General features: G+C 64.7%; 13 protein-coding genes and 3 pseudogenes. 10 read left to right on the forward strand and 6 right to left on the reverse strand.

Annotation, left to right across the window (positions count from 1 at the left end; genetic code table 11):
* Positions 1 to 16: 16 nt before the first annotated feature.
* Positions 17 to 649 (forward strand): hypothetical protein, encoded by a 633-nt coding sequence (locus ACR3EK_RS00140; protein WP_093963529.1) that lies wholly within the window; start codon positions 17 to 19, stop codon positions 647 to 649.
* On the opposite strand, the gene ACR3EK_RS00145 is transcribed toward ACR3EK_RS00140, so the two are convergent.
* Entirely contained in the window at positions 638 to 970 is a 333-nt protein-coding gene (locus tag ACR3EK_RS00145; RefSeq protein WP_170342269.1) for an AzlD domain-containing protein, read from the reverse strand. The two genes, ACR3EK_RS00140 and ACR3EK_RS00145, sit on opposite strands and share 12 nt — an antisense overlap.
* Positions 967 to 1683, reverse strand: coding sequence for an AzlC family ABC transporter permease (locus ACR3EK_RS00150; protein ID WP_170342980.1), 717 nt, complete (start codon positions 1681 to 1683; stop codon positions 967 to 969). The genes ACR3EK_RS00145 and ACR3EK_RS00150 overlap by 4 nt, the downstream gene beginning before the upstream one ends.
* Here ACR3EK_RS00150 and ACR3EK_RS00155 point away from each other — a divergent pair.
* From ACR3EK_RS00155 to ACR3EK_RS00175, 5 genes and pseudogenes are all read left to right on the forward strand, one after another.
* On the forward strand, positions 1682 to 2626 hold the full coding sequence (locus ACR3EK_RS00155) for a formate dehydrogenase accessory sulfurtransferase FdhD (RefSeq protein WP_480632381.1): 945 nt from the start codon (positions 1682 to 1684) through the stop codon (positions 2624 to 2626). The genes ACR3EK_RS00150 and ACR3EK_RS00155 overlap by 2 nt on opposite strands.
* Complete coding sequence (gene mobA / locus ACR3EK_RS00160; RefSeq protein ID WP_170367600.1) at positions 2616 to 3272, forward strand: molybdenum cofactor guanylyltransferase MobA; 657 nt, start codon at positions 2616 to 2618, stop codon at positions 3270 to 3272. Before ACR3EK_RS00155 ends, mobA begins: the two co-directional genes overlap by 11 nt.
* Positions 3269 to 3757, forward strand: a pseudogene (gene mobB / locus ACR3EK_RS00165) (molybdopterin-guanine dinucleotide biosynthesis protein B); the annotation flags it as partial. The gene mobA and the pseudogene mobB, both read left to right, overlap by 4 nt.
* 40 nt (positions 3758 to 3797) lie before the next feature.
* A pseudogene (locus ACR3EK_RS00170) lies at positions 3798 to 5054 on the forward strand (molybdopterin-binding protein).
* The gene (locus ACR3EK_RS00175) at positions 5051 to 5647 is read left to right on the forward strand and encodes a GNAT family N-acetyltransferase (RefSeq protein ID WP_480632382.1); all 597 of its coding nucleotides are present in this window, start codon (positions 5051 to 5053) and stop codon (positions 5645 to 5647) included. Before ACR3EK_RS00170 ends, ACR3EK_RS00175 begins: the two are co-directional and overlap by 4 nt.
* On the opposite strand, the gene ACR3EK_RS00180 is transcribed toward ACR3EK_RS00175, so the two are convergent.
* The 3 genes from ACR3EK_RS00180 to ACR3EK_RS00190 all read right to left on the reverse strand — a co-directional run bounded on the left by ACR3EK_RS00180 (position 5644) and on the right by ACR3EK_RS00190 (position 7738).
* A complete protein-coding gene (locus ACR3EK_RS00180) occupies positions 5644 to 6636 on the reverse strand; it encodes a hypothetical protein (protein WP_480632383.1) in 993 nt (330 codons plus the stop codon). The genes ACR3EK_RS00175 and ACR3EK_RS00180 overlap by 4 nt on opposite strands.
* 12 nt (positions 6637 to 6648) lie before the next feature.
* Positions 6649 to 7119, reverse strand: a complete 471-nt coding sequence (greA, locus tag ACR3EK_RS00185; protein ID WP_480632384.1) for a transcription elongation factor GreA — start codon at positions 7117 to 7119, stop codon at positions 6649 to 6651.
* A gap of 238 nt (positions 7120 to 7357) precedes the next feature.
* A complete protein-coding gene (locus ACR3EK_RS00190; RefSeq protein ID WP_170406821.1) occupies positions 7358 to 7738 on the reverse strand; it encodes a VOC family protein in 381 nt (126 codons plus the stop codon).
* Between the two features lie 89 nt (positions 7739 to 7827).
* Between ACR3EK_RS00190 and soxR the strand changes: the two genes are divergently transcribed.
* The 4 genes and pseudogenes from soxR to ACR3EK_RS00210 all read left to right on the forward strand — a co-directional run bounded on the left by soxR (position 7828) and on the right by ACR3EK_RS00210 (position 12694).
* A complete protein-coding gene (soxR, locus tag ACR3EK_RS00195; protein ID WP_170342262.1) occupies positions 7828 to 8283 on the forward strand; it encodes a redox-sensitive transcriptional activator SoxR in 456 nt (151 codons plus the stop codon).
* A gap of 136 nt (positions 8284 to 8419) precedes the next feature.
* Positions 8420 to 10065 (forward strand): annotated as a pseudogene (locus ACR3EK_RS00200) (electron transfer flavoprotein-ubiquinone oxidoreductase).
* A 105-nt stretch (positions 10066 to 10170) separates the two neighbouring features.
* Complete coding sequence (locus ACR3EK_RS00205) at positions 10171 to 11883, forward strand: tetratricopeptide repeat protein (RefSeq protein WP_480632385.1); 1713 nt, start codon at positions 10171 to 10173, stop codon at positions 11881 to 11883.
* Positions 11873 to 12694, forward strand: a complete 822-nt coding sequence (locus tag ACR3EK_RS00210) for a 4-(cytidine 5'-diphospho)-2-C-methyl-D-erythritol kinase (protein ID WP_480632386.1) — start codon at positions 11873 to 11875, stop codon at positions 12692 to 12694. The genes ACR3EK_RS00205 and ACR3EK_RS00210 overlap by 11 nt, the downstream gene beginning before the upstream one ends.
* Here the strand turns inward: ACR3EK_RS00210 and ACR3EK_RS00215 are convergent.
* A complete protein-coding gene (locus ACR3EK_RS00215; RefSeq protein WP_480632387.1) occupies positions 12687 to 13685 on the reverse strand; it encodes a polyprenyl synthetase family protein in 999 nt (332 codons plus the stop codon). The genes ACR3EK_RS00210 and ACR3EK_RS00215 overlap by 8 nt on opposite strands.
* Between the last annotated feature and the right edge of the window lie 19 nt (positions 13686 to 13704).

The raw sequence follows: 13704 nt of genomic DNA on the forward strand, positions 1-13704 counted from the left end.
GCCGGACTGACGGGTCATGTTTCGCATCTTGATTGCCTGCCTGCTGGCAGTGACCGTCGCAGGCTGTGCCACGTCGCAGCGCCCTCAGGCCGACCAGTCCGAGATCGTTGCGCGATCCTACCGTGACCCGGGGCCCTCAACGCTGACCCTGTACACGATGATCAACACGCGTACGGGGTCTGGCGCGCATACCTCGCTGATGATCAGCGCCAGCGAGCGGGTAATTTTCGACCCCGCCGGGTCGTTCCGCGCCGACGTGGTGCCGATCAAGGATGACGTGCTGTATGGCATCACCCCCGCGGTCGAGCGTGCCTATCGCAGCTCGCACGCACGCGAAACGCATTATGCGCGCATCCAGACCATCCAGGTGACCCCCCAGCAGGCCGAGATCGCCTATCAGCTGGCCAAACAGTCCGGACCGGTTCCGGGCGCCTACTGCGCCAACTCGACGGCTCGGCTGCTGCAGCAGGTTCCCGGGTTCGAGCAGATCCAGACCACCTTCTACCCGGTCAAGTTGTCCGATCAGTTCGGGCAGATTCCGGGGGTCGTCACGACCGAATATCGTGAAAACGACAGCGCCGATCTGCAGGCGGGGCTGGCGGCCAACAACGCCGCGCTCAACCAGCTGGAAGCGGCTTCAACCAACTAGGTACAGCAGACCATACAGCGTGCCGGCCCCGGCAAAGATGGCGGCCAGCACGTTCTTGGTGATCAACCCGACGCTCAGGGCAACCACGGCCGAGGCCATGCGCGGCAGGTCCGGCTGGCCCTCGGTGGCCGTGGGCCACATGACCAGAGGGGCAATCAGGGCCGGCAGGATGGCCACCGCCGTATAGCGTAGATGCCGCAGCAACCATGGCGGCAACGGACGGTCTCCGACAAAGCCGATGAACACGAAGCGCAGGGCATAGCTGCCGATCGCCAGCCCGACGATGATCGTCCAGACCGTTGTCTGATCGGGGGTGGTCATAACGCCACCTTTCTGCGTTCCAGCATCACTTCGGCCTGCGCACCGGCCATCATGCCCGCGCAGCCCGCGATCAGCAGGCCAAGATTGTAGGGGATTGCCACGCATAGCAGCGACACGACGATGGCGACCAGAGCCGCGACCACATGGGCCGGAGTGCGCATCATCGGGCCGATCATGGCCAGAAAGGTGATCGGCAGCGCGAAATCCAGTGCCCAGCTATCCGGGATCTGCGTTCCCAGGTAGGCGCCAATAAAGGTTGCCAGTACCCACATGGGCACCAGCGGCGAAACCGACCCCATGAAATAGGTCATGCGCTGCGGAACCGACATGTCCGGTTCCTTTTCGAACTGGACGATCGAGCAGGCATAGGATTGGTCGACCGTAAGATAGGCGGCAAAGGCCCGTTGCCACAGGGGCGCCGCGCCCAGATAAGGCGTCAAAGACGCTGAATACATGGCCATCCGCAGGTTCACGGCCAGTGCCGAAACCAGAATGATGGCCGTGGGTGTGCCGTCCTGCAGCAGCTGCAGCGATGCAAACTGCGCGGCGCCGGCAAATACGGCTGCGGTGAACACCATGGTCTGCAGAATGCTCAGGCCCGCCTCGGTCGCGAAGACGCCGAACAGGGTGCCGAAGGGCACCGCCACGAAGATGAACGGGGTCCCGTCGCGAAAACCCTGCCAATAGTATGACTTGGATGTGGAGGTTGCCATGGCTAGATCCTATGGTGGTCTGCGCAGCAGTAGCGGGTCAGCGAGAGGGTTGCAATTGGCCACCGAAACCGATCTGTCGGAATACATCATCGCCCCCGATCCCGGCGCGGCGCGGTTGACCCGCGCGGTCGAGGGGGTGGACCAGAACGGTGAGGTCAGCCGCATCTCGGTTGTCGAGGAGCGCCCGCTGACGATCTTCCTCAATTCGCAAGAGATCGTGACGGCCATGACTATCGGCGATTACCCGGAATACCTGGCGCTGGGCTTTTTGCGCAACCAGGGCATGTTGCGCCCCGATGACGAGATCACGCGGGTCGATTACGATGACGATCTGGAAACCGTCGTGGTGCGCACGACCCGCGAAACCTCGTACGAGGACAAGCTGAAGAAAAAGACCCGCACCAGCGGCTGCGCGGTGGGCACGGTGTTCGGCGACATGATGGAGGGGCTGGAGGGCGTGCGCCTGCCGCAGGTTCAGGTGCGCACCTCGTGGCTGTATGATGTGGCGGCCAAGATCAACCGCACGCCGTCGCTGTACCTGCAGGCCGGGGCGATCCACGGCACGGTTCTGTGCCGTGAGAGTCGCCCGCTGGTCTATATGGAGGACGTGGGCCGCCACAACGCGGTGGACAAGATCGCGGGCTGGATGTTGTCCGAAGGCGAGGCGTCCGGCGACAAGATCCTGTACACCACCGGGCGGCTGACCTCGGAAATGGTGATCAAGACGGCGATGATGGGCATCCCGGTTCTGGCTTCGCGGTCCGGCTTTACCGCGTGGGGCGTCGAAATCGCGCGCGAGGTCGGCCTGACCCTGATCGGCCGGATGCGCGGCCAACGTTTCGTCTGCCTGTCGGGCGAAGACCGGCTGCTGCGCGACGCGGACCCGGCCACCGTCCCGGTCGAGGACAGGAAGCATCGAAGGAAAAGCGCCGATGGAAGTTGAAGCATCACGCCCCCTCGGCGTCATACTGGCCGGAGGTCTGGCCACGCGGATGGGCGGCGGAGACAAAGGGTTTCTGCAACTGGGGGGGCAAAGCCTGTTGGCGCATGTGATCGACCGGTTGGCGCCGCAGGTGGCCGGGCTGGCGCTGAACGCCAATGGCGACCCTGCGCGCTTTGCCGATCTTGGCCTGCCGGTCCTGCCGGACAGCATCGCGGGTTACGCCGGGCCGTTAGCGGGCGTTCTGGCCGGGTTGGATTGGGCGGCGGGGCAGGGCGCTGATTGCATCGTCACCGCTGCCGCCGACACGCCGTTCTTTCCGCGCGATCTGGTCGAGCGGCTGACGCGGGCGGCGCAGGGGCAGGCTCATCCGCTGGCTCTGGCCACCACGCCGCGCACCGGTGACGAGGCGCTGAAATCGGGCGGTGGCCGCCGGGTGAACCGGCACCCGACCTTCGGCCTGTGGCCCGTCGCTCTGCGCGACGATCTGCGCGCGGCCCTGACGGACGGGTTGCGCAAGGTGGTCCTGTGGACCGACCGCCATGACGGGCGCGAGGCGCTGTTTCCGGCCGACCCGTTCGATCCGTTCTTCAACGTCAACACGCCCGAAGATCTGATCCGGGCGCAGCACCTGTTGGAGCGGGCATGAGGGTCTACGGCGTCACCGGCTGGAAGAATGCGGGCAAGACCGGGTTGGTCGAGAGGCTGGTTGCCGAGATCACCGGGCGCGGGTTCAGCGTCTCGACCGTCAAACACGCTCACCACGCGGTTGACGTCGACCAGCCGGGCACCGACAGCCACCGCCACCGAACAGCCGGGGCGTCAGAGGTTCTGCTGGCATCCAGCCGCCGCATCGCCGTGATGCAAGAGCTGCGCGGCGCGCCCGAGCCGCTGTTGGACGACCTTCTGGCGCGTCTGTCCCCGGTCGATCTGGTGCTGGTCGAGGGATACAAGCGCGCGCCGCACCCCAAGGTCGAGGCCTTTCGCGCCCAGCCCGGAAACCCGCTGATCGCCGCCGACGATCCGACGATCCGCGCGGTGGCCAGCGACACGCCGCTGGATCTGGACCGTCCGGTTTTTGACTTGAACGACACGCCTGCAATTGCCGATTTCATCCTGGCCGAGGTCGGCTTGGGGCCGCGGCCCAGCCCTGACCATGCCCGAGGACCGGACCATGCCAAAGATTGCGCCTCCACCGCTGAAAAACGACTGTTTCGCCCTGCCGCCGGGGGTCGAATGGACCCCGGTCGATGACGCGCTGGCCCTGCTGCGCGACCGGTTGCACCCGGTTGCCGGCGTCGAGACCCTGCCCGTTGGTCAAGCCTGCGGGCGCGTTCTGGCGCGGGACGTGATCGCGCAACGGTCGATCCGCCGCTGCCCAACACGGCAGTGGACGGGTACGGTTTTGCCGGTGGTCGGCCCGAGGGCCCGCATGTTCTGCCGCTGGCCGAGGGACGCGCGGCGGCGGGCGTGCCGTTTGCGGGGGCCGTGCCGGAGGGGCAGGCGCTGCGCGTTCTGACCGGCGCGCCGCTGCCCGAGGGGGTGGATACCGTCATTCTGGAAGAGGACGTGACCGTGCAGGACGGCCACATCGCCTTCAACGGTCCTTTGAAGGCTGGCGCCAACACGCGCAAGGCGGGCGAAGACGTGCAGGCCGGGGCCTTGGCTCTGTCTGGCGGGCGACGCCTGACGCCTGCCGATCTGGCGCTGCTGTCGGCGGTGGGCGTGGCCGAGGTCCCGGTCCGCACGCCCTTGCGCGTGGGGGTTCTGTCTACCGGCGATGAATTGCGTGATCCGGGTCAGGCCGCGGGGCCGGGCCAGATCTATGATGCGAACCGCCCAATGCTGTTGGCGATGCTGCAACGGATGGGTTTTGTGGCGGTCGATCTGGGCCGCGTGGGCGACGACCGGGCCGCGCTGCGGGACCGGTTGGACCAAGCTGCGCAACAGACCGACGCGATCCTGACCAGCGGCGGCGCTTCGGCGGGGACGAGGATCATGTCTCGGCCCTGCTGCGCGCGGCGGGGCCTTGCAAGAATGGCGCATCGCGCTGAAGCCGGGCCGCCCGCTGGCGCTGGGCCTGTGGCAGGGCACGCCGGTGTTCGGCCTGCCGGGCAATCCGGTGGCGGCGATGGTCTGCACTCTGATCTTTGCCCGGCCCGCGCTGGGCCTGATGGCGGGCGAGGGGTGGCGGCAGCCGCAGGGCTTTGACTTGCCCGCCGGGTTCGCCAAGAGCAAGAAACCGGGCCGCCGAGAATACCTGCGTGCCCGGGTCCGCGACGGCCGGGTCGAGGTGTTTCAATCGGAAGGATCGGGTCGCATCAGTGGGCTCAGCTGGGCCGAAGGGCTGGTCGAGCTGCCGGACGGCGCGCAAGACATCCAGCCCGGAGACCCTGTGCATTTCATACCCTATGGCAGTTTCGGCCTGTGACGGTTTCGGTCTCGTGCGGGTTTTCCCCTGATGAGCGCGCGCGGGCGGCCGCGCTGTTCTGGCAGGCGTTCTCGGGCAAACTGTCGCGCGTGATGGGTCCGGACGCCCGCGGCCTGGACTTTTTCGAACGGGCGCTGAACCCCGATTTCGCCTTGGTGGCGCGGGATGCGGATGGGCGGATGCTGGGGCTGGCCGGGTACAAGACCCGCGACGGCGGGCTGACGCAGGGCGGGCTGGCGGATCTGGCCCGGGTCTATGGCTGGTTCGGCGCCCTGTGGCGGGGCCTTGTCCTGAGCGTTCTGGAGCGCGACCTGAAGCCGGGCGTGTTCCAGATGGATGGCATATGCGTGGCGACCGAGGCGCGCGGGCAAGGTGTCGGGACCCTGCTGCTGCGGGCGATCAAGGACGAGGCCCGGAGGTTGGGCATGCACGAGGTGCAACTGGACGTGATCGACACCAACTCGCGCGCGCGGACCCTGTACGAGCGCGAAGGGTTTCAGGCGATCGGGCAGGACTATACCGGCCCGTTCAAGCATCTTTTCGGATTCAGTTCGGCCACGAAAATGCGGTGGGTCGTGCCCAACGGTGGCTAGTCGAACGTTCCGGCCACTCGGCCCAGCAGCATGAAGGCGCGCGCCGTGCGCGTGTCGCCCAAAGCGGTCAGGTCGGCGTCGCTGGCCTGAGGTTCGAACTCGGCGATCATGGTGTCGAAGCGGCGCAGGAAATGGTGCACCGCATCGCGAAAGATCGGGTCCTGTTTCAACCGCGCCGAGGTCAGCGCCAGGCACGACCGGTCGCGGATACCGCCCAACGCGGCGACCGCACGCCCGCGTTCGCCCTTGGAGAACTGGCGCCAGACCTCGGGGCGGGCCATGTCCGGACGCAGGTCGTCCATGTAGATGCCTTCCTGGCTGAGCAGAGTCAGCACGTCCTCGGCGGCCTGCACCAGTTGCGCGGTCTTGCGGTCCTTCATCGCGCGGCGCAGGGCGTTGAAGCCTTCGGTATCCTCGGCGGTTTCGGGAAAGTTCAGCGCGCGGATGAAAATGTCGGTGGGCAGAGGAGTCGTGATCTCTTCGGCCGGAGTGCCCAGTTCCAATGAGGTCTGGCCCGAGGGTGCCGCAGGTCTTGCCAGCGGCGCAAGATCCCGCCGCTTGCTGGAGAACGTGGCCAGCGTGCTTTGGGTGTGCCGGGCGGCCGCGGCGATTTCATCCAGTTTCCGGGCCACCGCGGGTTCGTAGGTGCTGGCCGACCGCTGTTGCTGCGATACATAGGCCTGCCGGATCGCGTCGATCGCGGTCTGCAGCCGGGCGCTTTCTTCGCGCATGATGCGGCTGGCGCGCATGGCCAGCGCTGCGACCCAGATCATCGCGACCGGCATGAACACCGCCAGCAGCATCACGATGAAACTGCCGGCCTGCGTCTGCTCGGGCAGCACAAGAAAGGCTACGGCCACCACCAGCCAGATCAGGCTGAGGGCCGCGGCCGCAATCTCGATCCCGGTGACGCTGGGGCGGCCCGGACGGTCATAGATGCCCAGCCAGGTGGGGCGTTTGCTGTCCGGATCAGGGTCTTGGCCCGACATGGCGCGCTCCGATCAGGCGTAGTGGATGCTCAGCACTTCGTACGAGCGCACGCCGCCGGGGGTGCGCACCTCGACGCTGTCGCCTTCTTCCTTGCCGATCAGGGCGCGGGCGATGGGCGATTTGATGTTCAGCAGGCCCTTTTCGATATTGGCTTCATGCTCGCCCACGATCTGCCAGGTCTTCTCCTCGTCGGTGTCCTCGTCCACCAAGGTGACCTTGGCGCCGAACTTGATCGCGCCCGACAGTTTGGTCGGGTCGATCACCTCGGCCAGCGACAGAACGCCTTCCAGTTCCTTGATACGGCCTTCGATGAAGCTCTGCTTTTCGCGGGCCGAGTGGTATTCGGCGTTTTCCTTCAGGTCGCCCAGTTCGCGCGCCGAGGCGATGGCCTCGATGATGGCGGGGCGTTCAACGGACTTGAGTTGCTTGAGCTCTGCCTCGAGCGCGGCAAAGCCCGCAGGCGTCATGGGGATCTTTTCCATATCTTCTTTTTTCCACGCACAAATTGAGTCGCCCCGCCGCATGAGACCAGCGTCGGGGCGAAAGATGGGTTGGCAATTACCTGACCCAAATATGGCGTGAAATGCAAGAGGCCAAGGGGTTTGGCCCCTGCAATCCGCAACTTAACGCCGTCGGGGCGGTGGGGGTTTCCGATTGTGCCGATGCCCCAGCAGATCACCGCGTTTCCAGCGATGCGCCTCGGCGCCGAACCAGAGCATTTCAATCATATTGAACGACCTCGAACTCGATACCGTTGTCATCGTCGAAATAGAACCGGTGGCCGGGTTCATAGTCGGCGTGGTTGTGGGGCTCGAAGCCCGCGGCGCGAACCTTGGCCTCGGTCGCGTCGATGTCCTCGACCAGCACGCCCACATGGTTCAGCCCGCCGACGATGTCATAGCTGCTTTCGCCCGACGGTTTGGGGTCGGCCGGGGCGTAAAGCGCCAGATAGGTATGCGCGCTGCCCACATGCACGGTATAGCCGCCCGCGATGGCCGGGCCTTCCCAGCGTGTCTTCCATCCGAATACGTCCTGCATCCAGGCGGCGGTCGCCTGCGGGTTGCGGACGGTGAAGTTCGTGTGTTCCAGCGTCGCCATCATGGGGTCTCCTTTTCATGTACAGGCTTGTTTCGACTCACCGTAATTCCTAAACCTAACTTTAGCTCAAGAGATTTTTTCGGGAGGAGATCATGCCCGCATCCGAAGGCCTTTCCATCGGCGCGTTGGCGCGTCGCACGGGGTTGGCGGTATCCGCCATCCGCTACTACGAGGCGCAGGGGCTGATTTCCCCCTGGCGCAATCCGGGTGGTCAACGGCGGTACCAGCGCGCCGACATCCGTCGGCTGAGTTTCGTGATGATCGCCCAGCAGTTCGGCCTGACCCTGCCCGAAATCCGCGAGGTTCTGGCCGGGCTGCCCGACAACCGCACGCCCACGCCGGCGGATTGGAAAAAGATCAGCGTCGGCCTGCGCGCGCATCTGGACCAGCGAATCGATACTCTGCTGCGTCTGCGCGACAATCTGGACGGCTGCATCGGCTGTGGCTGTCTGAGCCTTCCGAAATGCGCGCTCTACAACCCCGACGACCGGGCCAAGGCGCATGGTAGCGGTCCCAGGTACCTGATGGGTGACGCGCCCGAGGGCTGATCTGCCGCATTGCAGCAATGTTACGCCGTGTTTTGATTGACCAAGGTCTTTTCCAGCAGGTAATCAGCCGGGAAACAAAATTTCGCCGAGCCCGCGCCCCAGGCGCCAATTCGGATAGTTAGCGGAGGAGCCCACGATGGCCGAAATTGAACGCGAAGCGATGGAATACGACGTGGTGATCGTGGGCGCAGGCCCGGCGGGCCTGTCGGCGGCCATTCGTCTGAAACAGCTGGACGCCGACCTGAACGTGGTTGTGCTGGAAAAGGGCTCGGAAGTGGGCGCGCATATCCTGTCGGGCGCGGTGCTGGACCCGTGCGGTCTGGATGCGCTGATCCCCGACTGGAAGGAAAAGGGCGCGCCGCTGAACGTGCCGGTGCGCGAAGACAACTTCTATATGCTGGGCGAGGCCGGCAAGCTGCGCATCCCAAACTGGCCGATGCCGCCGCTGATGAACAATCACGGCAACTACATCGTCTCGATGGGCAATGTCTGCCGTTGGATGGCCGAACAGGCCGAGGAACTGGGCGTCGAGATCTTCCCTGGTATGGCCTGTTCCGAACTGGTCTATGGCGACAATGGCGAGGTCAAGGGTGTCGTGGCTGGCGTGTTCGGGCTGGAACCCGACGGATCCTATGGCCCCAACACCGAGCCGGGCATGGAACTGCACGGCAAATACGTCTTCCTGTCGGAAGGCGTGCGCGGGTCGCTGTCCAAGGAAGTGATCGCGAAATACGACCTGTCCGCCGGGAAAGAGCCGCAGAAATACGGCATCGGCATGAAAGAGATCTGGGAGATCGACCCCGCCAAGCACAAGGAGGGCAGCGTCACCCACACGATGGGCTGGCCGCTGGGCGGCAATGCCGGGGGCGGGTCGTTCATCTACCACCTGGAAAACAACCAGGTCTATGTCGGCTTCGTGGTTCACCTGAACTACAAGAACCCGCATCTTTTCCCCTACATGGAATTCCAGCGGTTCAAGCACCACCCGGTGGTGGCCGACCTGCTGAAAGGCGGCAAGCGCGTCGCCTATGGCGCCCGCGCGATCACCGAGGGCGGATATCAGTCGATGCCGAAGCTGGTGGCGCCGGGCGTGGCGCTGCTGGGCTGCTCGGCGGGCATGGTCAACGTGCCGCGCATCAAGGGCAACCACAACGCGATGCTGTCGGGCAAGGCAGCGGCCGAGGCCGCATTTGAGGCGATCAAGGCCGACCGGTCGGGCGACGAGCTGTCCGCCTATGAAGACGAGGTGCGCAACGGTGCGATTGGCCGCGACCTCAAGAAGGTTCGCAACGTCAAGCCGCTGTGGTCGAAATATGGCCTGACCGCTTCGCTGGTGCTGGGTGGCATGGACATGTGGACCAACACGCTGGGCTTCTCGCTGCTGGGGACGCTGGGCCATGGCAAGAACGACGCCGAGGCGACCGAGGATGCCAGCAAGCACACCCCATCGACTATCCGAAGCCCGATGGCACGCTGTCTTTCGATCGTCTGACCAACGTGGCGTTTTCGTTCACCAACCACGAAGAAAGCCAACCCTGTCACCTGAAGCTGACCGACCCCGAGATTCCGGTGAAGGTCAACCTGCCCAAGTTTGACGAACCGGCGCAGCGGTATTGCCCGGCGGGCGTGTACGAAGTGGTGAAGGACGAGGCCGAGCCGCGATTCGTGATCAACTTCCAGAACTGCGTCCACTGCAAGACCTGTGACATCAAGGATCCCAGCCAGAACATCACGTGGACCACGCCGCAGGGTGGGGACGGACCGAACTACCCCAACATGTAGGCAAAAACCCGGGCAATGGCGGGGCCGTGAACGCTCGGCCATTGCCTCTGGCGGGCCAAGGCCCTAGCTTGTTCTGCAATCATAGGCAGACAAGGCAGGTATTAGGTGGTTTCACTGGTTCGTCGCACGGCGCTGGCCGTGTTTCTTGCGACAGCGGCTGTCGTTCCGGTTCACGCGGATTCCGGCGCGGGATCCTATCTGGCTGGACGCCAGGCCATCTATGAAAGCGACTACAAGGCTGCCGAGGAGTACTACTCCAAGGCCCTGATTTTCGATCCGGGCAACACCAAGCTCAAGGAAAGCGTGCTACTGGCGCGCGTGGCGCTTGGCGATGTGGAACGTGCATTGCCGATCGCCGAGGACATGGAGGCGAACGGGCAGCCCAACCAGGCCGCACGTATGGTTGTTTCCGCCAAACTGGTATCTGACGGAAAGTTCGACGAATTGCTGGCCCGTGACCTGGAAAATCAGGGCGTTGGCCCGCTGGTCGATGGGCTGATGACGGCCTGGGCGCATCTGGGCAAGGGCGAAATGACCAAGGCGATGGCGCAGTTCGATGAGGTCGCCCAGCAGGACGGTCTGCGGGAATTCGCGCTGTATCACAAGGCGTTGGCGCTGGCGTCGGTTGGCGATTTCGAGGGGGCCGAGGCGATCTTTGCGGCCGACGACAGTATCGTTGCGCGATTCTCGCGACGTGCAGCGCTGGCGCGGGTCGAAGTCTTGTCGCAGCTCAACCGCAATGACGAAGCTCTGCAATTCTTGGAAAACGTCTTTGCGGCAGGCAGCGATCCGTCGATCGAGTCCTACGTGGACACGCTCAGCGCCGGTGGCACCTTGCCATTCACCCATGTCGGATCGGCCACCGAAGGCGTGGCCGAGGTCTTTTTCTCGGTCGGGGCGGCGTTGAACACCGAGGCCGCACATGACTATGTGCTGCTCTACGCGCGGATCGCGACTTTCCTCCGGCCCGATCACATCGATGCGATCCTGCTGAGCGCGGAACTGCTTGAGCAGTTGAGCCAGTACGACCTGGCCGCCGAAGCCTATCGAAAGGTTCCCACGGGTAGCAGCGATTTCCACGCAGCCGAGCTGGGGCGTGCCGAAATCCTGGCTCAGTCGGGGAAACCGGATGCGGCGATCGAAGTGCTGGAAAATCTGGCGGCCCGGCAGCCCAACCTGCCCAGTGTCCACGTCGCCTTAGCCGACCTGCAGCGGCGTCAGGAAAACTACGCCGCAGCTGTCACCTCGTATGACCGAGCCATCGAACTGACCGAAACCGGTTCGGGTGGCAACTGGTTCCTGCACTACGCCCGCGGCATCTGCCACGAACGGCTCAAGGCCTGGGACAAGGCCGAGGCGGATTTCAGGCGTGCCCTGGAGTTGAATCCGGATCAGCCGCAGGTTTTGAACTATCTCGGTTACTCGCTGGTCGAGCGGCAGGAAAAACTGGAAGAGGCGCTGGACATGATCGAGCGCGCCGTCGCGATCCAGCCTGACAGCGGCTATATCGTCGACAGCTTGGGCTGGGTTCTGTTTCGCTTGGGCCGGTACGACGAGGCGGTCGAACATATGGAGCGCGCCGTTGAACTGATGGCCGTGGACCCGGTGGTCAACGACCACTTGGGCGACGTCTACTGGGCCGTCGGGCGCACCCGTGAGGCCGATTTCCAATGGCGGCGCGCGTTGTCCTTCATCGATCCCGAAGATACCGATGGCGAGGCCGACCCCGACCGGATCCGTCGCAAACTCGAGGTCGGGCTGGACGCGGTGCTGGCCGAGGAAGGCGCGGCCCCCCTCAAGGTCGCCAATGGCGATTGAGGCCTTTGCGCCCGCGAAGATCAACCTTTCCCTGCATGTGACCGGACGGCGGGCCGACGGATACCATCTGCTGGATTCGCTGGTCGCCTTTGCCGATGTGGGAGACACGTTGATCCTGTCACCCGGGCCCGAGATTCGCCTGACCGTGATCGGTCCCCATGCCGCCGGGGTGCCGACCGACGACCGCAACCTCGTCTGGCGGGCCGCTAGGGCGATGGGATGGAGCGGGCAAATCCAGTTGGACAAGCTCCTGCCGCATGGCGGGGGAATCGGCGGCGGCTCATCGGATGCGGCAGCGACTTTGCGGGCCATCGCAGGGGAAGACGCGGAAGTTCCGCTGGAAACGGCTTTGGCCCTGGGCGCGGATGTTCCTGTTTGTGTACTGGGCAGAGCCGCACGGATGCGGGGCATTGGTGACCATGTTGCCCCGGTTGCATTGCCGGCTTTGCCCGCGCTGCTGGTCAATCCGGGTGTGCCTGTTCCGACGGGGCCGGTGTTCAATGCGCTGGCTTCACGCGACAATCCGGGGATGCCCGATCAGATACCGGCATTCGAAACGCCCGAGGCCTGCGCTGACTGGCTGGCCGGGCAACGCAATGATTTGCAGGAAGCGGCAATAGGTTTGGCGCCCCAGATTTCAGACGTGTTGCAGGCGCTGGGTGAAACGCGGGACGTTCTGCTGGTGCGCATGTCGGGGTCGGGTTCGACCTGCTTTGCGCTGTACCCGTCCATGAAGGCCGCACATTTTGCAGCCTACGAGATTGGTGTTTCCCAGCCGGACTGGTGGTGTTGCGCCAGCGTACTCAGCTGAGGCGGGATACGACGTAATCGGCCAGATCACCGAGCAGGTCGCGCAACTCGTGATCGGGCAGCGCGGTCAGAGCGGTTTTGGCCTTGGCAGCCCAGGCCAGAGCGTCCTTCCGTGTCTCCTCCAGGGTGCCGTATTTGCGCATGAGGTTCAGGGCCAGGTCCAGGTCTCCATCCTGTTGCCGACCCTTCTCGATCGTGCGTTCCCAGAACGCACGCTCGTCGGGTGTGGCCTGGGCCACGGCCTTGATCACTGGGAGGGTCAGTTTACGCTCGCGGAAGTCGTCGCCCACGTTCTTGCCGGTGGTCTTGCTGTCGCCCTGATAGTCCAGCAGGTCGTCGGCGATCTGGAAGGCGATGCCCAACGCGTCGCCATAGGCGAACAGCGCCCGGACCTGTTCCTCGGACGCACCGGCGATCACGCCGCCCACCTCGGTCGCCGCGGAGAACAGCGCCGCGGTCTTTCCGCGCACGACCTGCAGATACACGCTCTCGTCGGTGCGCAGGTCGGTGGCAGCGGTCATCTGCAGCACCTCGCCCTCGGCAATGGTGGCCGAGGCATTGGCCAGGATGTCCAGAACCCGCAGCGATCCGGTTTCCACCATCAGCTGGAAACTGCGCGAAAACAGATAGTCGCCGACCAGCACGCTGGACTTGTTGTCCCACAGGAGGTTGGCAGTAGGCCGGCCCCGCCGCTGCGCGCTTTCGTCCACAACGTCGTCATGCAAAAGCGTGGCGGTGTGGATGAATTCGACCGTGGCGGCCAAACGGATGTGATGATCGCCGCCATAGCCGAACAGCCGCGCAGCGGCCAGTGTCAGCATCGGGCGCAGGCGCTTGCCGCCCGCTTCGACCAGATGCGCGGTGACTTCGGGGATGCGGGGCGCGTGTTCCGAGGCCATGCGGGTGCGGATCAGAGTGTTTACCGCCTCCATTTCACCGGCCAAAATCTCGGCCAGTCGCTCATGCGGTTTCGAGATCGTGCTGATCGTCATCACACTCCTGATACAAGGC

The sequence above is a fragment of the Ruegeria sp. BC8 genome, assembly GCF_056535705.1.